This window comes from Xanthocytophaga flava (assembly GCF_030068545.1).
Taxonomy (GTDB): Bacteria; Bacteroidota; Bacteroidia; order Cytophagales; family 172606-1; genus Xanthocytophaga; species Xanthocytophaga flava.
This window is the reverse complement of record NZ_JASJOR010000017.1, coordinates 168093-192626: the sequence shown is the minus strand read 5'-3', so window position 1 is coordinate 192626 and position 24534 is coordinate 168093. Positions and strand designations below refer to the sequence as shown.

Genomic DNA, 24534 nt, shown 5'->3' with positions numbered 1-24534 from the left:
CTCACAAAAGGGGAGGTCCTTTTTTTATTGTTTATGGGTAAGGTTTTTTACTGGATAGTCACTAGCCATTAGGGGCTGTATACAATACCTGTACAAATAGATATGCAATGAAAGCGTATAAGAAAAATACGGTTTGAGGTGAAAAACACCAGACCAGAAACCGGAGGTAAGAACTCTAAAAATCATGCAAAAAAACTGTAAAAAGTAACGAAAAATTTGAAAGTAAACGGTGTGTTGAAAGTATGTGTTGAGTTACTTCGATTCTTTTTAACTAAAAAGCCAGCCGGATAACAGGCTAGTTTGGTTGTTTTTGTACCAGAATTCCTGCAAATGCCTTCTGAAGTAACTCGACAGCAAATTTACACATGAAAAGAGAGTTTGCAAATTCATGAATATAAATTTTCGCAGAAATAAGAAAAAATAAAAGGACTAATTATGGATTCCGCTGTTACACAGGAAACTAAAAAGTTGGATATTTTGATCATTATAATAATTAAGATTCCTGGTGTGCTTTTATTCTGATAAAGGTGCGGAGTATTAGTGTATTGGAAAAATAGTTGAATTGCATTTATTTTATAACTGAATCTATATTTGGTTTCCATTGGGAGCTATGTCGGAAACGGTATCCGGTTTTTAAATCGGATTTGAGGCCTCATACAGGCGCTATAAACGATTATCACCCCACTGTCTATGTCTTAGGTCTTTTAGCAGGTACTTTTCCTCAGAAGCGTTCTAATGCCTTCTAAAAGCGAAATGTACTAAACTGGGTTCTCCCTAAATCCTGTTCTGAGGGGTACACCTTTCAAAGAATAAAAGCTTCTTCGCAAGCTTCTCCTGTACACTAAAAAAGTCCTTCCTGTGAAAGAAAGGGCTTCTTTTCCTGATAGGAGTACCCTCTTCTTATACTAAAACACTCTTTTGTTCTTCTGAAAGAATATTTCCGCCTTTACCTTGTCTCATTTCTTTTCTGGAAATGACATTTGTAAATAAAAGAAAACCCTTTTACTGTCCTTCTGAAAGGAACATCCACTCTCTGTCCTTCTGAAAGAACCCCCGTGACAAGACCGGTGGCCTTTCCTTTTGGGGATATTTCTCTCTCAGAGAACAAACATCGCTCTATTTGTCACAGGATTCTTTCAGAAGGACAGGGAAGTATGTTCTATATAGAAGAACTGCAAGGAAAGGCGTGTTCTTTCCAGGAGTACAGGGAGGAAGTGTTCCCGATATAGGGACAGAGAAGGGTAACCTTTTAGTGGGACAACTTCCTTCTTTTGTGAGCACAAAAAAGAAAGAATTTATCTCACCTTTAAACCGTCTGAGAATGGCGTATACGTGTTTTGGATCAGGATTTCTCTCAAATAGGCGATTCTGATGCGTTTCAGATTAACTGTTTTTTTGAGAGGTCTGCATGATTTGGTTCGCAAATGTGATTTAAGGCATGACAAATCGTTTATAAGCCATTTTTCATGACGAGTCGATTAGTAATGCCAAAATCCAACAAAATCGTTCTAATCGCTTCTAATGCGCTCTAAGAAGGAGAGGGATTGGGATATGTGAAATAGCCGGACTTTAATATAGATATCTGTAACTATCTGATTTTTAAAACTTTGTATTTTTGCTGGCTCTGTGTTTATACAGTGAGTTTTTTAAAGGGATATTTTTATGTCTAATATATCATTTAAAAATGGAGATTTCGTTGTTTTTAATAAAGAGTTTTTTATCCTGTACTCCAGTGATTTGAAAGGTTTGCTTATTTTCCGGATTAGTCAGTTAGTTTTTGTTCTTCCTCCACTAATGATCTTTTTCCAGTAAGTTTAATTTTCCAAAATACAGATTGTGTATTTGGGGGATGATACTACTGAGAAAATGCGTGTAGCCATATCATTTGAAGCACTTTATCTCTGTGAATATCATTTTTATGTATATCTGGATAAAAAGCAACCGATCTATCAATGATGATATTGCCTTTAAAAGTACTGTTAAGATGAGAAAACTTACATAATGCCCGGAATATGCATGTTTTTGGATGTGATTTTTTACCTATATTACTGCTCAAAAACCGATTCTCTGGCCTTTGTCCTATATGAAACAATTTCTTTTGGTGCTTCTTCTTGTATGGTGTCTCACACAACAATCCTTTTCACAGTTTATCAGCATTCCTATCTCCTTTGGTTCCGGAAGGCCGTCCGTGTCAAGTTTTGTGGTAGATAGTGGCAGGCTGATGACTATTAAGTTAAAACATGGTACTGCGTCTTCCTCTCCGAATGTCAAGACTGCGTTGACTTTTGCGGAAATAACCCTTTATAACCCGGCATTACAAGTTATCGGGCAATCATCTTGCAGCATTTCCATACAGAGCTATCCGGTAAAGGTAGTAGTTGATTCAGAAGGATATGGTATATTGTTTCACTCTGTCACGCAGGCAGATATTCATATGCTTACCATTCATCGCAATGGCACAGTGGCCAATCTGATGCGCATGTCGGTACACTATCGCTTTGGAGATATAACATTGTTCAGTAATCCTCAGGAGAAAGGGTTTTATCTGGTTCATCCCAAAAAAAAGAAAGTCTGTCAGATTCAAAAGTTTGATTTAAACGGACACTTGTTCTGGGCAAACGAGTTACAAACTGCCCGATATGGTAAGATTGGTGACTTGATGAGTGGGATTGAAAATAACATTCTCCGGTTTGACTACTCTCCCAAAGATGGCATTGAACGAAACCTGATCCAGATTAATACGATGGATGGTAGTATTGTTTCCAATACCCCATTTTACCAAAAAGCGGCTAAAACAGAAAAGGAAAATATTCTGACCAATGTGGTAGTAAAAGATAGTCTGATTTATCAGATGGGGATCTATTTTGAAAAAGGCTCAAAGAAACATAAACATGATGGACTCTTTCTGACTGCTACGAATATAAAAGGAGACAAACTATTTACTCACTATTATGCTGTTGATTCACAAATCGCTTCTTTGTTACCCAAAGATACTATGCGGGAAGAAACCAGTAAGATTTTACCAAACTTTCTGATACCGACCCAACAGGGATTGATTCTTTGTGCAGAGACAGTAGACAAAGTTCCTAAAGGGAATTTCGCCGTTGGTATGGCTAGCGGTATTGCTTTGGGTATGATAGGCATTCCTCTGGCAATCATGCCTCAGGGGGGAGCCTATAAAGTACAGGACATGCTTTTCTTTTCCTTTAATGCCGGTGGTCAGTTAGAAAAAATTACCAGGGTAGACAAATATACTTCTTTTAAAACGACACCGATGCCAGTAAACGAGGTGGCGATAGACCTTCTGGATGCGTTTTCGGTGTTTGATGCCAGCTCCTATCAAAAAGATGATACCCGATCTATGTATCACGTTCTTTTGAAAGAAAATCCAGCCAAAAATCAAGGTATGCCCCGCATTAGCTGCATCAGTATAGATCAGCAGGGGAGGTCCTTTCAACTTAAAGCCAGAATGCTGACGGATTTGATTGTAGAGGAGAAAAAGATCAGATCCATCGATTGGCTTATGCTTCCCAATGGAGATGTGCTGTTGCAATACCTGTCCAAAGACAATCTGCATCTGAGTAAAATTCCGCTGGAAGAATTTCAGTAACGCAATCTGTCATCAGGAAGTGAACATACACCTGCATAAAGGTAAATTCAATATCCCCTGGTTTGAGGTGACAGAGTAATTGGATGTATCTGATTGATAGAATATGTAATTGTGTAGTAAAAATGGAGGAAAAGGATTTTACAAAGTCAGGGAGCATTATAGATACTATCTGCTTTAGATAATGTTATCCAGTATTTATTTCTTTTGTACCACTTCTTCCACTTCTTCACATCCTTGTCTAATTTACTTTTATTTTGATAATACATAACATGGCCTATGTAGACCTCAGCATTTATACTAGATACCTTACTTAGGTAAACTATCTGATTTTGAAATGTTTGGTATGGTTTTGCCAGATTTTTGTAAAAAACACTATCATTTTCTAACGCCTTTAGTGTATCTAAACGATTATAGAAAGCTGTTTGAAATGACAAATCCGGATTGTATCTATGTGAGCGACAGGAAATAGAAGTAACTATAAACATACCATAGAGTATACTATTGGTAATATGCATACTGGAACTAGTGTTTAGGATCATCAATCTTTGTGTTATTATATAGAAGTTGTTTAGGATAATTTATAAAGAAGCTCAACGAGCAAATTTTTGTAGCGAGCCTCAATCTTTCTCCCATGTTGATGTTATCACCAACATGAATGGAGGGAAGCTAGTCGTTGGTGATAACACCAACAACGGGTAGAAGAATACCAATGAGGGTAGATGAAACTTTACTACTATCTGCCTTTGCAGCTTTAAGATTTATACTAAACAACCTCATATTTAATCTCTCAACTTATGGACTGGACTGTCTTTCATCTCAATAATATACCAGCCAGATTCAGTCTCTGAAGATCGTAATGATTTTCCTGAGCAATGAGCCTCTCTTTTGCATGCCTTTATTGCTTAACTTACCAACGGATTAAAAAGTTTGAGGCCGATATTCTGTTAATATTTCCTTTCAATTTGGCGAAAAGAAAATATCACTATAAACCTGTCGTTATAGCCACATGTATTTTCGCTATCATTAGTGCGAAAGAATCCATTCAAACCCTACAGTACTTATATGTACAAAGCAGTATGTTTACAGATCAAAAGCGATTTCTCCTTCTTTATTTTTTCTTTTTATCCCATCTGCTCGTTGCGCAACAGGTTTCGCTTCCAATAGCAACCAACTTAACCAAAGCATACACTACGCAGAGCCGAAGTCTAAGTGGTTCGCCAGGCAAATCCTATTGGCAAAATAAAGCAGATTATCAGATTGAGCTTACCTTTGATCCCCTTACAAGACAACTGGCAGGAGATATGACTATCTCTTATCAAAATAATAGTCCGGATACACTGAAACAACTCGTATTTAAGCTCTTTCCTAATCTATACAAAGCAGGGTCCATGCGAAGTACTTCACTTCAAGCTAACGATATTACAGATGGTGTTGAGATAAAGTCCCTGCTACTGGAAGGACAATCTATCGCCTCCAAAAATCAGGTAATCCGAGGCACAAACATGTATATCAGAGGTACACAGATACATCCGGGACAGCTAACACAGATTAAACTATCTTTTGCGTATGTAGTAAACAAAACTTCTTTTATTCGAACTGGCCAGGTTGATTCAGGTGCATTTGTAATCGCCTATTTTTTTCCACGTATAGCTGTTTATGATGATCTGGACGGATGGGACCAATATCCCTATACCGGAAAAGAAGAGTTTTACAATGACTTCTGTAATTTTCAGGTCACTATTGCCCTGCCCGGAAACTACCAGTGCTGGGCAACAGGTACACTTCGTAATCCGCAGGAAGTCTATCAACCCACCATTCAGCAACGCATTGAGGCTGCTCTCCATAGTGATGGCATTACAGACATTATTACGACAGAGGATCTTACAAAAGAGGCAGTTACTCAAAAAAAATCAGTAAACACCTGGAGGTTTGAAGCCAAAGATGTATCCGATTTTGCCTTTACCGTCAGTAATCACTATGTCTGGAAGGCGTCTGGTGTAACAGTAGATACACTTACACATAGGCGTACTCGTGTGGATGTAGTCTATAATCCCGAGCACAAAGCCTTTGAGCCTGTCATTGACTATGCCCGAAAGACAGTGGAACTTATCAGCTATTTGCTTCCAGGTATTCCATTCCCCTACGCTACACAATGTATATTCGAAGGATTGGATGCCATGGAATACCCAATGATGGTCAATAACCTTCCTTTTGAAGCCGATGAGGCTATTTACTTTACCGTTCATGAAATCTTTCATTCGCTATTTCCCTTTGTGGTAGGGAGTAACGAAACCAAACATTCTTTCATGGATGAAGGCTGGGCAACCTGGTCAGAATTTACACTAGCACCTATGATAAAACCGTCACTGGCCGATACGTACGATATAAGTTCTTTCACCAGCAGTGCGGGTTCGGATCAGGATGTGCCTGTTATGACGCTTACCCCGCAGTTATATGGGAAAGCCAGATTTTCTGATAAAGATCTGAAACCTGCCTTAGGCTTGCATTACGTTCGGGAAATGTTGGGGGATAGCCTTTTTCTAAAGGCTCTTCGCTATTATATCCAGCAGTGGCAGGGGAAACATCCGAGTCCGTATGATTTTTTCTATTGCTTCAATACAGGTTCTGGTAAAAACCTGAACTGGTTCTGGAAAAACTGGTTTTTCGAAAAGTTTACTCCCGATTTAGCTATTGAACAGGTAATCAGAAAACGTAATCAGTACAAGGTAGTCATTGGTAACAAAGGAGGATGCATGCTACCCATTCATCTCACGGTTCTATTTACAGATGGAACTAAGCAGGAGGTAAGTTCTGGTATCGATAGTTGGTCTGACGGAAAGGACAGGCAGACACTTACATTTAAATCTATCAAAGAGATACAGAAATTAGTGCTTGGTAAGCCATATGATGCAGATAGCAATTTGTCGGATAATATATGGGAACCCACCAACCATTGAAATCTATTTTTTCCTATGTTTATTTGTAGAGTCCGAACCCATTTTTCTACCGAATAGCTCCCATGTCATCAGCAAACAGCGAAGAAGAAAACCTAATGAGACTATTATTTTCCGGTCAACTGGAAAGTATAGAGCTTGGATTGGTGATTGCGCAGTCTTTACACATGAACTACGAGGAGTTGACACGGGATATCGAGTTGGTATGTAGTTGGTTTCCAATAAAAACCGTGTTGACGTTAGCGGAAAAATTTCAGTTTGTTTCTTCGCAAAAAAAAATGAGCTTGCAAGATTCTGACTGGAAGGTTATTCCTCCACAGATTAAATATCTGATCAATCTGCAGGAATTAACTATTCACCATAGCCAAGCAACGGAAGTACCTGCGGAGATAGGAATGCTCACCAATCTGATTCATCTGAACTTGTCCGGCAACCAGATCAAGCACTTGCCTGCAGAAATTGGTGACCTTAGTCATCTTTTGACCTTACAACTGAGTTCTAATAAGTTACTATCATTGCCAGCAGAGATTGGCAATCTAAGTAAGCTTACATCCTTAGAATTACGAAGCAATCAATTGCGCTCATTACCACCGGAAATAGGCAATCTGACAGAACTTGTGTCTTTGTACGTGTCTCTAAACCAACTAACTGCATTGCCTGTAGAAATAGGGAAACTGACAGAATTGGTGTCTTTAAATGCAACCAATAACAACCTCACTCTGCTTCCCGCAGAAATAGGAAATCTGACTAAGCTGAAGGAGTTATGGATCAGCTACAATAAACTAACAACTCTTCCTTCGGAAATGGCTAATTTACCCGAACTTGAGTCGTTACATCTAGACAGAAACAAGTTGGTTGTTTTCCCTTCAGCAATAGCTGATTTAACAAATCTAACATACTTAGATCTAAGTCGCACCCATCTGGCCGAATTACCCTCCACAATCAGTAATCTTACCAAACTTACAGGACTATCCCTGGAAAGCAATAAATTAGTTTCCTTACCTGCTGAGATAGGAATGCTGAGTGAACTTACCGGCCTAAATATATCCGATAATCAGTTTAGTTCACTTCCTAAGGAAATAGGAAAGCTGACTAAGCTTACCTACTTAAATATAAGTGTGAACAAACTTAGCGAACTTCTACCAGAAATAGGAAAGCTACGGAAGCTTACCGAGTTACATATAGGTGCGAATCAATTGAGTGAACTTCCGTCTGCAATAGGGAAGTTAACCAGACTTACCGGACTGTATATGAATATAAACCATCTGAGAGCATTGCCTGCAGAGATAAAAAAACTAACTAAACTGACTGATCTGGAAGCAAGAAAGAACCAGTTAACAAGTCTTCCTGCTGAGATCAATAGTCTGGTTAAACTGAAAAAGCTGTTATTACGAAATAATGAACTACTACATATTGGCGAAGAAATTACGGCATTGACCAACTTACAGGAATTGTCATTGGAAAATAATCCGCTTTCAGCAGAGCAAAAAGAGCAGATTAAATCCTGGTTGCCTACCTGTAAGGTCACATTTGACTAAATACAGCTTCTTATAAAGAAACAGCCTAAAGTTACTTTGTGTGAATGCACTCTTCAGCCCACTTTCCTTTATTGGAAACATGTATGCCTCCGGTCTGAATGTTTTTCTTTCTTTAACGGTACTTTCTGATACCAAATGACTGTTTAACCTGACACCCATACAGTGCTGTCTCAGCATATGAAAATTTACATCTGGAAAAGAGGCCTATAAACAAAGAAAAAATCTCTTCCTGTCCTCCTGTAAGGATCTCGTGGCAAGACCGGCGGTCTTGCCGACTGGAGAATATTCTTTCTCTCAAACAACAAACACAGCTCTATTTGTCAAGAGTTCCTTCCAGGAGGACAGAGATGGGGAAAGTGTTTCTGAAGGGATGAAGTGAGTTTTTTAATTGGTACAAAGAAAAACACGATGCCTTCAATCACGGATGTTAGTGTAGGTGCGTAGGGAATCCTTTTCCCGCGAGGTTGGCCCATGGCCTTGCGGGGGGAAGGATCGGGAAAAGGTGTCCTTTTTTGCTTCGTTTTTTGGACAAGCAAAAAATGAAGGAGCAAGTGGAAGAGTGATGTAAGTGACAATAAACCAATTTGGGAAAAGGCAAGCAAAAAATGAAGAGGTTTGTGGAAGAATGATGAAAGGGGCAATAAACAAACTAAACTAGAAATATTGCGTAAAAATAAACCAGCGCCTATGCTTTTCAAAAGCATAGGCGCTGGTTTTGTAAAACAAACTCTCATCCAAAATTCGGAATGACTCATGTTCCTTTCTAGACTGTAGTTTTCAATGACTGTATCAATTCATCGGCTATTTCTAAATGAAACGTCATCAAAATTGGACTTCCGGGAAAGGTTCCTGAAACTTCTGCTTTTAAAAGGCTTTCCGTTTCGTTTTTTTCAAAGCTGACGGGCTTCATGACAGCCTTGTATCGTTCGTTGGCATCGGCAATCCAATGTTCTATTTCTTTTCTTCCTTTGTGCGTTTTTCCCTCATCAGATACTACCGCTGTTTCGGAAAAACAATTGGCATAGGCAACACTATCAAAGGTGTTCTGTGCTGAGACTAAGTCGTCTACTACTTTAGGTAAGGTCATTTTTGTACGCTTTTAAATTAGAATTAGATTGTTGGTACTGTGCCACCGTCAATGACGAAATTTGTTCCCGTTAAGTAGTTGGCTCTGGGTGAAACCAAAAAGCCAACAAATTCGGCTACTTCTTCCGGTTCGGCAGGTCTGCCGTAAGGTATTCCACCCAACGCATCCATGACACTTTGCTGAGCTTCTTCTACAGTACTATTTGCATTTCTTGCAATCTCGCCCAACCAGGCTATCGATGCTGTGGTATTTATCCATCCTGGCGAAACAGTGAGCACGCGGACACCTTTCGGCGTAACTTCATTCGATAAACTTTTACTGTAATTGATCAACCCTGCTTTTGAAGCTGCGTACGGCAAGGTAGAATCGTGTAGCGGCAGTTTGCCTTGAATAGACGCAATGTGGATAATGACACCGTTTTTTCGTTCAATCATTTGCGGTAAAAATCCTCTGTCCAGCCGAACGGGGGCCAACAGGTTCGCTTGCAGGGTTGACTCCCAATCTTTATCCGTTAATGCGGCAAAACCACCAGCGGGTGTTTCGGAAGAACCAAGGTTGTTCACTAGAATATCCAGCCTTCCATAAGTCGATAGCACTTCGCTGACTACTTTTTGTGCTCCTTCTGCCTTACTTAAATCGGCGGCAATAAAATGCAGTTGGCTGTTTTCTTTTTCCGGTGCGTTTCTTGCGGTAATGATAACCGTCGCCCCCGCTTGTAAAAGCCGTTCTGCAATGGCTCTTCCGGCTCCTTTTGTACCCCCTGTTACCAAGGCAATCTTGCCTGATAACTCATTGTTGAAATTAAATTGTTCCATGGTTAAGAATCGTTTATAAGGGCAAAATTGGCGTGTAAAAACAGTTTGCACAAGTACGGAATTACGATTCATATACGGATAAATTAGTCCCCTATTGCACTAATGGAGACATACGTTTAACTTGCAACATGTATGAAAGGAAAACAATACCGAATCTGAATTGTGGACTTGATCTGATAGGTGAAGTCCTTTACGGCAAATGGAAGATACGTTTGCTTTGGTTTATCCATCAGGGTCATAAACGCCCAAGCTAATTGCAACGCCGAATCCCCGATGCAGCAAGGCGTGTGTTGAATATTCAGCTGAAAGAGCTGGAAGACCACGAATTGATTACACGAAAAATTTATCCTGTTGTGCCACCAAAAGTAGAGTATGATTTAACGGAATTAGGTAAAACCTTAATTCCCGTAATTTCTGCATTGGGAAATTGGGGAGATACAAATGAGGAGCACTTACGGTCAGTTATTTTAAAACGGCTGAATTCAGAAAGCAGTAGTTTGATTTCGGAACCTGAGGCCGAAAGTGATAGCCGCTAATGTAGAAGCATTGTAAAGAAACGCAGAAAGAGAGATTTCTTAAAAATTAATTCAAGCCCACACTTATAAAAGGAATAGGCTTGAGTTTTACTCATATCCAATATTCTGCATGACTTATGTTGTCCTGCATTAACTAAAATCTGGACTTTGTCTCCTGTATTCGTCATTGATGTGAGATCTTTCCTTGAAGGGATTGGCAGTTACAAGCGATACCCTCATTTATTCCGATTTGACGTTGATTCCTTCCCCTTTTGAACAGTTAATATCAATAAATTTAAAGCGTCCATTGAACATTTACCTTCTTTTAGGACTAGACACAGCCTCTGTACATAACTCCGACCAACAGCCAAAAGAACTGGATACAAGATACTATCGTCCAGTATAATTCATTCAATATTCAATCATTGACTCTATCGTATTCCTGCAAAATCTTTGCAATCTGCGTAGAAAGCTCATAAAGAACGCCGACAGAATCAGGAGTGCCGGTATTGCTCAGCAGGATAATTGACTGCTGAGCTTCCACTATCCGAACCAGTGAGCTATGGAAGCCTCCTACTTCTCCTCTGCGCTCATGTACGATTACTTTTTTAGTGGCGTCCAGCTGTAGCGGGTAGATCCAGGTGCTGTACCCAACATACCCCAGGTGAAACAATGGCTTATTGGTTTTGTTAAACATCGTATCCAATGATTGCCGGGAAAGCAGGCGGTTGGGTTTGGCATACAACGCCTGATTCCATTTCAACAGATCCTCAACAGTTGAATACATAGAAGCGGCAGCATGCAGATTAGAGATATGTATTTCCGGATCAGGAGAATAGTGGTTTCCCTGTCTGAAGTACCCCTGTGCTTTGTTTGCGAGTATCAGGCCCGGTGCATCCATGCCGGTATGCCTAAGCCCCAGAGGCTTGATAATCTTCTTGTAGAGTACCTGCTCGTAGGTCTGGCCTGTAACTTTTTCGATAATAGCTCCCAGAATAAAGTAGTCCATGTTACTGTAACGAAAGTTACTGCCGGGCATAAAAGCCAGCTTACCTCTCCCAAATTGTCGTATCAGATCATCTACCGCATAGGCTTTTTTCAGTGTGTCAGGTAGGGAACAGTTCGGGCAATCGAATTCCGGAATTCCGGAAGTGTGTGTCAACAGGTGATGAACAGAAACCCGGCTGCCTGCCTCTTTCGGATAATCGGGCAGGTAATCTGTGATTTTTCCATTCAAGTCAATCTTTCGGGCTTCGACCAACTGCATGACCAACACTGCCGTAAACTGTTTGGTCAGGGAAGCAATTCTAAAAATAGTACCTGGAGTAGCAGGGATGTTCCGTTCCCGATTTGCCCAGCCAAAGCCGTTTTTATAGACAACCTTGCCGGCATCGGCTACTAGTATGGCTCCCTCAAACTTGCCTTCCCGGTAGTAAGCTTTTACCAGTGAATCGATTAGGGACGCCTGTGTTTGCCCGTAGCTGTGAATCCCGATACAGGCTAACCATAAAAAGAGAGTAGGTAGCAGAACCACAGGCCTGCGTAAACCCAACGGAGTAGTGTGTGTTTTCATTTTTGCTTTTTTGCCAAAGATGCACACCTGCCGGGCCTGGAACCTCTCAAAAGATGATTTGAGAGAAAGTTTTAAGAGCTTTCGGACAGTTTTTTCAGGTATTCCTTCGGCGTTAGCCCAGTGATCTCCCGGAAGATCCGGTAAAAGGAGGCTTGAGAATTAAACCCCGAGTCTAGTGCTAGTCCAAGCATGGTAAAGCGGTTCTCGGTATTCGATATCAATTTGCTTTTAAAAACTTCTACACGGTATTCATTCACAAAGCTGTTGAAAGATTTACCAAAATGCGCGTTGATGATAAAGGAAACCTGCCTGGGTGGCAGATTGACCTCAGTAGCCAGGTCGGCCAGGGTCAGGGAAGGATTCAGATATAATTTTTTTCCCTCAACCGCTTGTTGAATCCGCATCACGAGTGACGGAGCAATGTCGTGTGACACTTTTTCCGTGTCTGCAGCCTCAGTCGGATCATCCAACGGTGGGACTATAATATCTTTTTGCTGATAACCCATCCATCCCATCCAATAAATACAGACAGGCATAAGCACTTCCAGCAGTCCTACCGGGGTAGTCATACACAGATGTTCGAGTAACCAGGCACTGTATAAAACCAACCACCCCAGCAACAGATTGGTCAACCATTTCAACGTCAGGTTCCGAGTGTTGGAAAAGTAGGTGTCCATTCGTTTTCGGTACGTTTGTAACAAATGAAGGGACAAAAGCAGGTACCATCCTATAGAAACAAAAGACGCATACAATTCTATTTTTTGCGTTACCGGCTGATGGATGTTGAACCAGAAATAAGTTTTATACGAACCTGTACGTACACTAATAGCTGTGTAAAACACAAACTGGAGGAGTCCGGGTACAAAGTGCCACAGAACCGAAAACCTAAATGAAGTACCGGGGACGGTCAGTGTTTTTACATACAGGTAAATCAGAGGGCCAAAGCTTAGTGAAAAATAGATAGGCAAAAAATAATATTCGCTGTGCTGAATGTAAAGACCCGACTTGTTCAAAAAATAATCAATCAGTTGCAATGAAAATCCCAGGACCAGCAACCCAAGTATCCGGTTGGCCCGGCGATTATTACTGGATGAAAAAAGGAATACAGTGGTGATCAACCCATGTACCATACCCACCAGTACAGTTACAACCAGAATAGTAAAATTGATCTTCATCAGTAGTTGAGCTCCTACCAAAGGTAAGACTGGATAAATGATACGAATGGACAGCGGAATCAGTACATTCCGAAGTGAATGCGCCCGGAAGCGGTGTTTAACAAAGATAATAACCTATGAATACTTGAGTTATGGATTCTCTACTTTTTTTAAATCGTATTCTCTGGAGGCTCCATGCTGCATAGTATGTAGAGATGTGAAAGAAGATGGCGTATGGATAGTCAACTTCATTACCCGAGAATATTTTCTGTTTTATACCACAAACTTACTAATCAACCTATTAAACCATTGTATGTGGTTGGAAAGCTTAGCTGATACTATGTTTTACCTATTGGGTAGGGTGGATAGTAACTTATTTTTCCGCAGTACTGGTATGGAATAATTGCTGCTTTATCATCCAAGTATAAAACGTACTAAAAGACCTATAAATCTGATGCGCTGTCTTTGTTTTCTTATTGTTGCTTTTGCCGTGTCCATTGCTTGTTACGGACAAAGTGCCCTTACCCTTTCAGACAACTTCATCGAAACCCTGCCACCGAAATCAGGCAGTGAAGAGTGGTCTGCACTAAACCGTTCCAATGCATTCGGTGTTAAACTCGTTGGTGGTAAGCTTGCCATAAGCAAAGTTGAACAAAGGAACAGTACTGAGTTAAAGATACCTAAAGGAATGCTGGTCGGAGTTGATCATGGAGAATGGGGAGGCAAGTTGATCTTCAAGCCGACCCTTAAAACAAAAGAAAGTGTTGAAATTAAAAGTGGCAACATCCAATTCATCTTTTCCTTTCAGGATAAGATCTATTTTATTGAAGGTCTTGCTCATCTTTCGATAAGTGAAGGATCCCTATATGAACTTAGTATTTCAAATCAAAAGTTTACTTACCGAAAGATCCTTGACTTTGAAGATGCACCTGAGGCTTTCACAATTTATCGGGATAGGTTACTGATCGTGACACATAAAAACTTCTACCTGTTAAAGGACTTCAAAAAGAAACTGATTTTCAAAGATGCCTTCTGGCAGACCTTGTATCCGAACTCAATTGCTGCAATTGACGAACAAACCATTTATATTGGTCTGAGAGGTGGCATTGTCAGACTGGACCTGGTGAAAAAGACAATGAAATTTTACAAGCCCAGAAATTGATACTACCTTACTTTTTTAAGACACCTGTACCTTCTAAGGGCATTAGTCCTGGCAAGGGGTTATTTTGGCATTGTTAGTGATTTCGATGGTTGTGCCCTTCTGTGTCTTCCAGTAGGATTTACACAACTGAAACGGTGAGGAAATAATTAGTGTGTCGTGGGTTGTCTGAAAATGAAAGGTGTTTTCCTTTGTGTACAATGCATCATTGATAAAAAGATCAAAGAGATTGGTCGTATCGGTACCAATAGCAACTTTGAATTCGATCCGGTAATTGTCAATGCCAGTATGAAACGCCGAATACAGAAATGTTTCCTCTCCGATCTGTCCGACCTGTTCGGTTAAGATAAAGTCGTTTTGGCCAACCATCGAACAGCTGGTGGACAAAAGTCCGAGTGTGCAGAGAAAGAAGATGTTTTTTATAGGATACATGTTTTTGGTGAAAGTAATTTTGTTTGCTTTTCCATACACTTTCTATTTAGAATCTTCAAGAAAAGTAAACATTATTTATTTAATTTACTGCCAAGTATCTGGATGAGTTCGTAGATAAACAATTGCTTTCCAAGCATAAAATTGGAAAGGATAATTATTATATAAATACAGCTTTGTTTCATTTACTAAGCAATGTATACCAGATTCAGGTCTGATAATTTAGTATTTTATGTACCCGGAATATCACCTTTAAAGTAGCTGAACGAGCAGATTTTGTAGCCTTTACCAGCTAACCATCTTAAACAATTTCTATCAAACGAACCATTATAGTCTATTCTATGGCTTTAAATAAGCAAAATAAGCCTGCTGCCAATTCCAAATAGGAAAGAGCAGAAGGCTTGTTTAAGAAGGTTTTGACGATTGCGTTATCCCTTATAAAGAGTAACGCAACGTAATGCCATATGTAGCAGGATCACCCAGTACAGCTGCATAATGACCTGCGTTACCGGCAGCAGGAAGTAGTTGTTCGAAATAATTTTTGTTAAGTAAGTTGCGTGACCAGATAAAAACAGATAATCCATCGGTTGCCCGGAACCCTGCTCTGGCATTTAACAAGGAATATCCGTCAATGTTAAGATAACGGGAAGGTGAAGGGCTCGAAGAAAACGAAGAACGAAAATATCCATCTGCTGCAATAAAGAATTTACCTGCCTGGTTAAGGAGGCGTTTTGATCCTGTACTAAGTTCGCCGCCTACAGATCCTGCCCACTTGGAAATACCAGGTAGCTCTCCGCCAGAAATATCCTTAAAGGAAGACGATGCACCTGTTTCTTCCAGAGGTACAGGTGCATTCGGGAAGGAAATGTATTTTCCTATAGTATAAGCAGCCGCACCATACAGAGAGAAATAAGAACTTACCCGAATATTTCCATCCAGCTCAATACCATACACACGCACCTTATCCGCATTAGCCAGATAGCCCCGGTTTACACCCACTTCTGCTGTTTGTACCTGAGTCTGGTAATCACGGATATCCGTGTTATGGAATACGAGATTTAATGACGACTGTGGTGTTGGAGCTGTCTTGATACCGATTTCTACGTGATTTACATATTCCGGTTTGATACGTGCCAGATTAGTTAGTATTTCTCCCTTGTCAGTAGGCAAGCCTCCCAGGTTAACCCCTACCGGTTTGTAGCTGGTTGAGTAAGTCACGAAAGCATTGATACCTTTATTAGGTCTGTAAGCTACTGTCAGTTGACCTGATAGGTTAGACTCATCCACATCTGCCTTAAATGCCTGATCTGTGTATACCAGTCTCTTTAAAGCTATCAGGTCTGGATCGTCGGTCTGTAATCCTCCATAGGTCTGGCGGTTAAAGTCAACCTCTTTCTTATCATAATTATAACGTAAGCCAGGAAGCACATGGATGGTCGGAGTAATAGCCCAATCCAACTGTCCAAATACGGCAGCGCCAAAAGTTTTCAGTCGGGAATAGGTCTTTATACCATACCCATCAAAGAGGCCAGGGGTTTTCCATTTTTCACTGGTAGTGCTTTGAGAGAAACGCCACTGTGCGGCACCGGATTCTTCAATGTGGTAAGGATCTGTTTTCAGGTCTTGTCCAATGACAAAGGCACCAATGACACCACTCAGATTAGACGTCACATTACCTGCATAACGTACCTCCTGTGTCCACTGCTGGTGTTTGGAAGTTGCCTGTGACAATGTCAATACAGGAAGCCCTGTAAAGTCACGGTCGTTGGATGGATCCCAATTCCAGTATCTCCATGCTGTAGTAGAAGTCAGTGTACCTGATCCGATTGAAGCTTCCACATTCAATGCAACACCGCCCAGATCATTGCCAGAACGCCAGGTTGTATTATGGTCTATCTTTCTGTCAAAGGGATTGTGGCTTGGCAGCTGATAGTTCAGATCTGCAATAATCTGATCAAATTGACGATAAGCCGCACGCTGAGTTTGTACTACTCCTGCTACAACCTGTGCATAGCCTTCAGGTCGTTGCCGAGATGCGTCACCAGTCAGTGTAATCTGTACGGTAGAACTTGGGATATAAAGCAATTGTGCCCGGAAACCGAGGTTGTTCAGATCATTTATGTGTTTCTCAGAGACTACATTATAGATTGTACCATCCCGCTGTGTTCCTGAAAACGATAAACGACCAGCAAACTTTTTACCTAGAGGCCCTGTCACCGCACTTTTTGCCTGTATATAGCCGTAATTACCATAGCTTACCTCAAAGCTGGCGCCAGGTGTAAAGCTGGGTTTACGGGTGGTAATATTAAACGCACCGGCTGTTGTGTTTTTTCCAAAGAGCGTTCCTTGTGGGCCACGTAATACTTCAATGCGTTCGATGTCAATAAAGTCCAGTGTAGTGGCTGCCGGACGAGCAAAGTAAACTCCATCTACATAAAAACCTACACCTGGGTCAATACCGTCATTGGTAAGTCCGAAGGTTGAACCCACTCCACGGATGTTAAGGGTCGTATTACGTGGATTGGAAGAATAGAGTTGTACAGTAGGTACCAGTTCCTTTACACGGTTCACATTAAATGCACCCGTTTCTTCCACTACGGCTCCACCTACTACAGAGATAGGAATGGGTACTTCTTGGGCTGTTTCGCTGCGTCTCCGGGCGGTCACGACTACTTCGTTTAGGATATTGTCATCCACAAGGCTTATTTCCAGTGGGGTTGCGGATACTTCAGCTACCTGAACCTCCAGGGAACGATAACCGACAGAACTGATACGAAGTGTAAAAGGAACTTTGCTGGCAGTTATTTTAAAGGCTCCTGTGCTATCAGCGGCTGCATGGGTGTTGGTTCCTTTGATTGTTACATTGGCGCCAGCTACGCCTCCGCCTTTGCTGTTTTTAACAACTCCGGAAATGGTTTCCTGAGCAAATACATTGGCTATCCCTATGAAAACCAGGAAAGTTACCAATAATGATTTTTTCATTGTATTTCTTTTTAGGGTTAAAATTTTGGCTAAGTGTTAAAAAAATACAGTAGCTGATTGTCTGTGCGGCAGCAAGTTAGTAGAAATATTTATAAATCTATAGATTTAGTAGAGATAAGTTTTTTAGAGTAGTTTTTTTGTCTTGGTAGGGGACAGATTAATTATATTTTATGTAAGCTTATGTTCAATATTATCTCAGAATCACAAATCATTCTTCTTCATTTTTTGCTTGTTTGTATTCAATGTTAGTTTAAAATCCAGGACATATCTCTTCTTATCGCCCTGTCACTTTTTTGTTTGCCCAAAAAAGTAACCAAAAAAGGGCACCTTTTCCCGATCCTTCCGCCCGCAAGGCCAAAGGCCAACCTCGCGGGAAAAGGGAGGCAAACGCACCTACACCACCACACACGATTGAAGTGATCATAATTCTCTTTGTAACATGTGCTAGCTGAGTTTATTGTACTAGCTGAGTTTATAAGGAATATCCAATAAATAGTTTAGGATCATCTTTTAGATGATACAAATAGAGCTATGATTCCTTTCAACGCGAACCGTTGTATCTGTGCGTTGGCAATCTTTCTGCCGCGAGGAAAGCCCCTGGCTTTGCGGGGGGGAGGTTCGGCAGAAAGTGCCCTTTTTTGCTTCGTTTTTTGGGCAAGCAAAAAATGAAGAGGCTAGTGGAAGAACAATGAAAGGTACTATAAACAAACGAAGATAGAGACAAGAAAGAAGCCGAAGAAGAATAATTGTGAGTTTGAATAAACGAAGAACAGAGCCTATACAAAACAACATAAACTCTGTTCACATTTATAATTCAGTCTACCAAAAAGTTATTATCGCAACACAGAAACACTACCCTGCGTCTGTTTTCCTTTTCCTTCATCAAACAAGAACCGGTACTGTCCCATTGGTACAGGTATCCCCTGATTCCCTTGCCCGTTCCATTCGCCTGGAAATCCATTATGAATTTCTGCGCGATACACCAATACACCCTCTCTGTTAAAGATGTGTAGGGTACCCTTTGTGTCATTCCCAAACGGAAAGGTCCATACCTGTCCCAAATCAGGAGAAAAGGCATATTCCTCAGGAGTAGCACAATCTTTGGCCTGGATTTCAATGCCATCCTTCAATGTATACTGACATCCACTGGCGTCTTTGATCGTGAGGTAGTACATACCGGGTGAGAGGTAGTCAAACTGACGCGTCTTCCGAAAGGAGGCACCTTTATTGATAGACAGTTGATATGGTGGTGTGCCACCTTTTATCGAGGTCAAGTCACAGATAATTTTCCCCGTAGAGCCATCTGAGCAGCTTTCTTCTGTCTGAACGGCTACCGTAAATTGTATGCCTGCACAATTTACCTCTGTCTCCTTGGACCCTTCTGAAACTATCTTAGCAGGCGTATGACTAACGGCTTCTTTGGTAACAGAATTTTCGCCTGTTTTTGTAGGTTCCTTCACCGGAGCAGGTATAACCGATACTGAAGTAGATACCAATGCTGAATCTTTTGCCTTAGTCGCACCTTTTTTACTAATGCTAACGTTAGGATTTGGTACAGGTTTCTTTTCTGTGTTATCCTGAAGCTCTTTTGGCTTTGATGTGCTTTTGTTCGGAACAGTCACCATGGGCTGTGAGGCAGGTTTCTCCGTTTGATGAATAGGCTGTGTACTTGTCTCTTTTGAGCCAGATGTGGACTGGCTTTTGAAATAAACTATACTTGCTACCAATGCCGAAAGTACCACAATACCTGTAATAAGCCAGATGCTACCTCGTTTTCCTCCTAAGTAGTTCGTTTGCTGATACTGAGGTCGGTATTGAGTGATCATTTTGGCCTTCAGATCAAGCAAGGCATGATCTATAATAACGTCATTCGCCATCCGGTGGAGTTCCACTTCCTCGGCCAGTGTAGGGTCTGTCTGAAGTTGTTGTGTAAAAGCAGCTTTCTGTTCAGGTGACAGGCTATCTGAAAGATAGGCTTCAATCCAGTCAATACGTTCGTTTTCTGTGTTCATCCTCTGAGTATTTCCTGTGTATACGGCGTGTTTTTTACCAATTGAATAAGTCGTTGCTTGCATTTATAATGCTTTGTCTTAGCAACGTCTTCGGAACTAAACTCCATTTTCTGACTAATCTCCTTCATCGATAAACGATGAAAGATAACATACGTTAATAACCGATGGCAGGTCTCTCCCAGTGAAGCAAGTAGTTTGACTACCAGCTCTTCCCGTTCCTTTGTCATAAGCTGATTGAGAATGTTGTCATCCAATTCCAGGGGTATTTCGGAATCTGTTATTTCTATGCTCCGTTTTTTTCTTTTTACCTGATTAATCCACAGGTTGCGACTTATAGTATAGACAAAGCCGGCAATAGAGTAGGTTTCATTAAAGGAGTTCATCTTTACCTGTTTATAGAAGATCAGAATAGCATCCTGAAAAATATCCAGTGCATCATCCTGTCCGCCTCCATTTTGCCTGATCAGGCTCTTTATTTTAGGCAGCAGATTCTTATACAAGGCTGATAAAGCCTTGTCATCCTCTCCGGAACGAATAGCCTGAAGTATTTCTTTGTCTGAATAATTCACCAATTAGCGTAGTTGTATAGAGGTACTACACATACAAAAAGTAAAAGTAACCCATGAATCTAATCTTTTTCAAAAAATGATAGATTGTAGTGCAAATACTACATTTAGCTATTTTTTACTTTTTTTTCTTCAAAAGGGTTACTTTCTATTGTTTTATTTGTAATACCTTCACCCGCAATAGGGTTTAGTCATTTTGTGAACAAAAGATTTTTTTTATGAAGGCAATCTGGGCGTGCATTGTCCTGTTTCTGCTCTGTATACAAACTTATGCCCAAGAGGTAATTGGTGTGCCAATTCCTTTCAACCAATTCACTAACAACTACTTTCTAATCAATCCAGCCAGCATTTCTACTCAATCAGATATGGCTGTCACTATCGGCAGGCAGTTCAATACCAATGCATGGAGTGATATTTATACCCATTATGCCAATGCTACGCTAAAACTTACATCCTCCAATAAACAAGATGAGCATTTTCCGCGCCATGTGGTAGGCTTTAACTTCATTGGGGACAAAGAAGGACAATATCTGAGTCGCAACCGGATGTATGCATTGTATAGCCTGCAGGTTCGCCTTTCCGAAAAACTATTTCTTGCCAGTGGTGCTTCTGTAGGCTTTGCTTCCTATACCGTATCCGGAACCAGTGTGAGTTCTTCCGGATCTGCCACTACACCGGATGCGGGACTGGGTTTGTGGCTATTCGACAAACAGAACGGACATATAGGGGTATCGGTTAACCAGCTGACAGAAGGAAAGCTCAGGCCCATTGAGGAAACTACCCGATTGAAACGATATTACACACTAAGTCTTCGCAAACCTATTCCTCTTAGTTCGCAGGTAAGCTTATATCCGGCTTTGCTAATACGGCATGTGCCTGCCTACCAGACTTTGTGGGAGGGTAATATGGGACTGGTACTAAATGATTTGTTTATGGCAGGCGTATCGATGAAGTATAAAGAGAATTTTAGTTTTCTGGCAGGGCTTGAACGGTTGCCTGTGTTGGGAGGCTATGTCAAGGCAGCTTTTTCTTATACGGCACCTGTACCCAACAGACTGGTGGCCCGCTTTAATTCATACGAGTTTACACTTAGCTTTTATATGTTGAAAAAGAGGAAGATAGAAGAAAAAGAAGAAGAGGAAGAAAAATAAATAAAATACAGGGGTTACTTTCAAAAGAGAAAGGATGTAGTACTAGCATACACTACTACTCAAACTTTTATCAGTCATTCAATGAAAACTAACTACATGAGAGATTTTTACTCTACCAAGAGTGATACGATCCGGTCGCTAAACAGACAGATCTTTGCTGCTTTGTGTGTAATGATTCTGTTTTTGGCCAGTGCTCAAACGGTGTTTGCCCAAACTGTACCCATTCCGGATGCGAACTTCCGTCAATACCTGCGTGACAAATTTCCCCATACCCTAACTTCCAGTGGTGAATTGATTGTCGCCGAAGCTGCTACTATCGATACAATTTTCTGCTACAATCGCCAGATTTCAAATCTAGCAGGCATTCAATACTTCACAGGGCTGAATTTTCTGGGCTGTGGTGGAAATCAGCTTACTTCTTTACCGGATCTTTCTCCACTCACTAATTTAAAAAGCCTTGACTTTTCCCGGAATCAATTTACTGTATTTCCTGCTCTTTCCCAGAATACAGCCTTGATCGAAGTGAATTGCTCTGCCAATCAGATCAGTTCATTGCCAGACTTATCGTCACTTCCCAAGTTGGTTTTTCTAAGATTTGGAAAAAACAAGTTTACCTCTTTTCCTGCATTCTCGTTGCCTGTCAAATCACGTCTGGCATTGATTCAATGCGACAGTAATCAATTAACCGTTCTGCCTGATCTATCCGATTTTAAAAATCTTGTTACATTGGATGTATCCTACAATCAACTGACACAATTGCCTTCTCTTGCTGCTCTTACTCAACTGGACGTGCTACAATGTCATGGCAATCAGCTAACTTCATTACCTGATTTATCGCACAATCTTGTATTATGGGGAATTGACTTTTCACAAAATCAATTCACTGAGTTTCCGGATATTTCAGCCAATACCAAACTTGGCTTTATCTCCTGTGGAAGCAATCAACTGGATTCATTGCCAGATCTGACTAACTATCCCGACATGCAGTATCTGCGTTTGGCCCATAATAAATTTACCTCGCTGCCAGATATCTCTCATCTGAATATGGAACAACTTTTTGTCCAGGGCAACCAGCTAACTTTTGATGACTTACTGACACTGGTACCTACCCGTGAGAAACTGCTGAAAAAAGGAAATGGAAATGGAAACAATCGTTTTTATAGTTATAACCAGGGTGAAATCGGGTCTGCAAAAACGATCAAGTTGAAACAAGGCGATGCATATACTATTGACCTGGATGTAGATAATACCGTTACAACAAGTACCTACCGCTGGTATAAAAATGCAGTACTGGTAGCAACCACACAAACCAACAAGCTGGTATTTTCGTCTCTGACATTGGCAAATGCCGGAGTATACACTGCCAAAGTAACCAACCCTGCTTATCCTAACGATACACTAACCAGTAATCCTGTTACGATTGAGATAGAATCAAACGGTCCCTGGACACCTGTAATTGGCGGAGGGGAAAATCACCTGATTGTGCTGCCTGCCACACTGACTTCTTCTATTGAAGGCAGTCCGCTGAGTGTTGGAGATTATATTGGTGTGTTTTTTACTGACAATGCTGGGAACAAGGTCAATGGAGGAATGGTGAAATGGACAGGAGACAATCAGGTACTGAATGCTTGGGTTACAACTGCTACTCCTAAAAACGGGTTTACAACAGGTGAATCGTTTGTTCTAAAAGTATGGCGTGCTTCAGACCAGAAAGAAATAGAGGTAGTGGCAACCTACACTACAACAAGTCCTTATACGCATGCAGGTAGCTATGCAACCAATGGCCTTAGCAGTATTTCTGCCTTACACACAGTGGCTCCATGTGTTCAGCAGGTCATAGCTTTACACAAGGGCTGGAACCTGATTTCACTGAATGTTCATCCCGCAGATACAACGATGAAAACTATTTTCGGTTCTATTCAGAATATTCTGGTAAAAGATGCCGCAGGCAAGATATTGTATGCTCCACAGAACGGCATCAATACTGGCAGCTGGAATATCCTGGAAGGATACAAAGTACTGGTAGTACAGGAAGAGGTGCTAACGGTTTGTGGTAAAAAGATTGATCCGCAAACACCTATAAGCATCCCTTATACTACCTATCCGTATTTTCTACCTTATTTCGGAAGTAATCCGGTTTCACTTACAGCTGCATTGGGTTCAATTGAGAACAGCGTTACCTTTGTGCAGAGCAACGAATATCCGGCAGGGTCAGCGAATGTAGTCGCCTATAACTACCTGCCTTCTCATATTATAAATCCTCCTATTGATCAGATAGGTACACTGAAACCTGGTTTGGCCTATAAGGTTTCGATGAACAAAGCCATTCCTGACTTTCGCTATCCTTCACTGGCAGGCATGAGAACAGGAGAAAGTGCAGCCAGAGAGAAAAGTACCACTCACTATGATTTGCCTGTAACTACAACAGCTAACAATGCGTTGCTTGTATTGCCAAATGAAATTCTTGGTAAGGTGCTGGTAGCAGGGGATGAGGTAGCTGTCTATACAACAGAAGGAACACTGGCAGGAGCCGGACAGTATACAGGCGAAAACCTGATTGTAACTATCTGGGAAAATGAAAAAATGCAGGCCAATACCCCATTTAATCTGAAAGTATGGAAACAGGATCGTCAGCAGGAAGTAGAAGTGTCCACAACGTATAAAAAAGGGAATGGAACTTATGCCTCTAACTCAATACAGGTTGCCAGCCAGGTTACATTGCATACAGGAGACAAGGTAAACTCACAGTTGCTTACGCTGTATCCCAATCCAACCAGAGAAAGCGTTCAGATACAGACATTGACTGAACAAACTGGCTCGGCTACTATTCGTATCTATACACTAATGGGTACAAAAGTGCTGGAAGTACAGAAAGATTCACTACAAGGAACTACCCTATCAGTAGGCCATCTGGCTCCGGGACAGTATCTATGTGTGATTCAGACAGGTAGTCAGCAGTTGAGAAGTAAATTGATCATTGTAAAATAAG

General features: G+C 41.0%; 15 protein-coding genes. 7 read left to right on the top strand and 8 right to left on the bottom strand.

Features of this window, described 5'->3' with window-relative positions; translation table 11 throughout:
* Nucleotides 1-2083: 2083 nt before the first annotated feature.
* The 3 genes from QNI15_RS23490 (at nucleotide 2084) to QNI15_RS23480 (ending at nucleotide 8102) form a co-directional block, all read left to right on the top strand.
* Entirely contained in the window at nucleotides 2084-3610 is a 1527-nt protein-coding gene (locus QNI15_RS23490; RefSeq protein ID WP_314033880.1) for a hypothetical protein, read from the top strand.
* Nucleotides 3611-4686: 1076 nt separating this feature from the next.
* Complete coding sequence (locus QNI15_RS23485) at nucleotides 4687-6567, top strand: M1 family metallopeptidase (protein ID WP_314033878.1); 1881 nt, start codon at nucleotides 4687-4689, stop codon at nucleotides 6565-6567.
* A 95-nt stretch (nucleotides 6568-6662) separates the two neighbouring features.
* Nucleotides 6663-8102 carry a leucine-rich repeat domain-containing protein gene (locus tag QNI15_RS23480; RefSeq protein ID WP_314033875.1) on the top strand — a complete coding sequence of 480 codons (1440 nt, stop codon included), beginning with the start codon at nucleotides 6663-6665 and terminating at the stop codon, nucleotides 8100-8102.
* A gap of 763 nt (nucleotides 8103-8865) precedes the next feature.
* On the opposite strand, the gene QNI15_RS23475 is transcribed toward QNI15_RS23480, so the two are convergent.
* Both QNI15_RS23475 and QNI15_RS23470 read right to left on the bottom strand, forming a co-directional pair.
* Complete coding sequence (locus tag QNI15_RS23475; RefSeq protein WP_314033874.1) at nucleotides 8866-9189, bottom strand: nuclear transport factor 2 family protein; 324 nt, start codon at nucleotides 9187-9189, stop codon at nucleotides 8866-8868.
* A gap of 23 nt (nucleotides 9190-9212) precedes the next feature.
* A complete protein-coding gene (locus tag QNI15_RS23470) occupies nucleotides 9213-10004 on the bottom strand; it encodes an SDR family oxidoreductase (RefSeq protein ID WP_314033921.1) in 792 nt (263 codons plus the stop codon).
* A gap of 254 nt (nucleotides 10005-10258) precedes the next feature.
* Here QNI15_RS23470 and QNI15_RS23465 point away from each other — a divergent pair, with 254 nt between their 5' ends.
* Nucleotides 10259-10540 carry a winged helix-turn-helix transcriptional regulator gene (locus QNI15_RS23465; RefSeq protein ID WP_314033873.1) on the top strand — a complete coding sequence of 94 codons (282 nt, stop codon included), beginning with the start codon at nucleotides 10259-10261 and terminating at the stop codon, nucleotides 10538-10540.
* A gap of 397 nt (nucleotides 10541-10937) precedes the next feature.
* Here the strand turns inward: QNI15_RS23465 and QNI15_RS23460 are convergent, their stop codons facing one another.
* A complete protein-coding gene (locus QNI15_RS23460; RefSeq protein ID WP_314033872.1) occupies nucleotides 10938-12092 on the bottom strand; it encodes a serine hydrolase domain-containing protein in 1155 nt (384 codons plus the stop codon).
* 71 nt (nucleotides 12093-12163) lie between these two features.
* Nucleotides 12164-13267, bottom strand: coding sequence for a helix-turn-helix domain-containing protein (locus tag QNI15_RS23455; RefSeq protein ID WP_314033870.1), 1104 nt, complete (start codon nucleotides 13265-13267; stop codon nucleotides 12164-12166).
* 433 nt (nucleotides 13268-13700) lie between these two features.
* On the opposite strand from QNI15_RS23455, the gene QNI15_RS23450 reads away from it, so the two are divergent.
* Complete coding sequence (locus QNI15_RS23450) at nucleotides 13701-14408, top strand: hypothetical protein (protein WP_314033868.1); 708 nt, start codon at nucleotides 13701-13703, stop codon at nucleotides 14406-14408.
* A 42-nt stretch (nucleotides 14409-14450) separates the two neighbouring features.
* Here the strand turns inward: QNI15_RS23450 and QNI15_RS23445 are convergent, their stop codons facing one another.
* From QNI15_RS23445 to QNI15_RS23430, 4 genes are all read right to left on the bottom strand, one after another.
* Nucleotides 14451-14837, bottom strand: a complete 387-nt coding sequence (locus QNI15_RS23445) for a hypothetical protein (protein WP_314033866.1) — start codon at nucleotides 14835-14837, stop codon at nucleotides 14451-14453.
* A gap of 432 nt (nucleotides 14838-15269) precedes the next feature.
* Nucleotides 15270-17816 (bottom strand): TonB-dependent receptor, encoded by a 2547-nt coding sequence (locus QNI15_RS23440; protein WP_314033864.1) that lies wholly within the window; start codon nucleotides 17814-17816, stop codon nucleotides 15270-15272.
* A gap of 833 nt (nucleotides 17817-18649) precedes the next feature.
* Nucleotides 18650-19828: a hypothetical protein gene (locus tag QNI15_RS23435; RefSeq protein WP_314005384.1), complete on the bottom strand. Its 1179-nt coding sequence runs from the start codon at nucleotides 19826-19828 to the stop codon at nucleotides 18650-18652.
* On the bottom strand, nucleotides 19825-20397 hold the full coding sequence (locus QNI15_RS23430; protein WP_314005385.1) for an RNA polymerase sigma factor: 573 nt from the start codon (nucleotides 20395-20397) through the stop codon (nucleotides 19825-19827). Before QNI15_RS23430 ends, QNI15_RS23435 begins: the two co-directional genes overlap by 4 nt.
* A gap of 215 nt (nucleotides 20398-20612) precedes the next feature.
* On the opposite strand from QNI15_RS23430, the gene QNI15_RS23425 reads away from it, so the two are divergent.
* The gene (locus QNI15_RS23425) at nucleotides 20613-21545 is read left to right on the top strand and encodes a PorP/SprF family type IX secretion system membrane protein (RefSeq protein WP_314033862.1); all 933 of its coding nucleotides are present in this window, start codon (nucleotides 20613-20615) and stop codon (nucleotides 21543-21545) included.
* A 96-nt stretch (nucleotides 21546-21641) separates the two neighbouring features.
* Entirely contained in the window at nucleotides 21642-24533 is a 2892-nt protein-coding gene (locus QNI15_RS23420) for a T9SS type A sorting domain-containing protein (protein WP_314033860.1), read from the top strand.
* Nucleotide 24534 lies beyond the last annotated feature (1 nt).

What these genes read in the sequence shown, in the direction of transcription:
- QNI15_RS23470 (WP_314033921.1), bottom strand. Translation starts at nt 10,004, where the DNA reads ATGGAACAATTTAATTTCAACAATGAGTTATCAGGCAAGATTGCCTTG.
- QNI15_RS23490 (WP_314033880.1), top strand. Translation starts at nt 2,084, where the DNA reads ATGAAACAATTTCTTTTGGTGCTTCTTCTTGTATGGTGTCTCACACAA.
- QNI15_RS23425 (WP_314033862.1), top strand. Translation starts at nt 20,613, where the DNA reads ATGAAGGCAATCTGGGCGTGCATTGTCCTGTTTCTGCTCTGTATACAA.
- QNI15_RS23440 (WP_314033864.1), bottom strand. Translation starts at nt 17,816, where the DNA reads ATGAAAAAATCATTATTGGTAACTTTCCTGGTTTTCATAGGGATAGCC.
- QNI15_RS23420 (WP_314033860.1), top strand. Translation starts at nt 21,642, where the DNA reads ATGAGAGATTTTTACTCTACCAAGAGTGATACGATCCGGTCGCTAAAC.
- QNI15_RS23450 (WP_314033868.1), top strand. Translation starts at nt 13,701, where the DNA reads ATGCGCTGTCTTTGTTTTCTTATTGTTGCTTTTGCCGTGTCCATTGCT.
- QNI15_RS23445 (WP_314033866.1), bottom strand. Translation starts at nt 14,837, where the DNA reads ATGTATCCTATAAAAAACATCTTCTTTCTCTGCACACTCGGACTTTTG.
- QNI15_RS23480 (WP_314033875.1), top strand. Translation starts at nt 6,663, where the DNA reads ATGAGACTATTATTTTCCGGTCAACTGGAAAGTATAGAGCTTGGATTG.
- QNI15_RS23475 (WP_314033874.1), bottom strand. Translation starts at nt 9,189, where the DNA reads ATGACCTTACCTAAAGTAGTAGACGACTTAGTCTCAGCACAGAACACC.
- QNI15_RS23460 (WP_314033872.1), bottom strand. Translation starts at nt 12,092, where the DNA reads ATGAAAACACACACTACTCCGTTGGGTTTACGCAGGCCTGTGGTTCTG.
- QNI15_RS23435 (WP_314005384.1), bottom strand. Translation starts at nt 19,828, where the DNA reads ATGAACACAGAAAACGAACGTATTGACTGGATTGAAGCCTATCTTTCA.
- QNI15_RS23485 (WP_314033878.1), top strand. Translation starts at nt 4,687, where the DNA reads ATGTTTACAGATCAAAAGCGATTTCTCCTTCTTTATTTTTTCTTTTTA.
- QNI15_RS23455 (WP_314033870.1), bottom strand. Translation starts at nt 13,267, where the DNA reads ATGAAGATCAATTTTACTATTCTGGTTGTAACTGTACTGGTGGGTATG.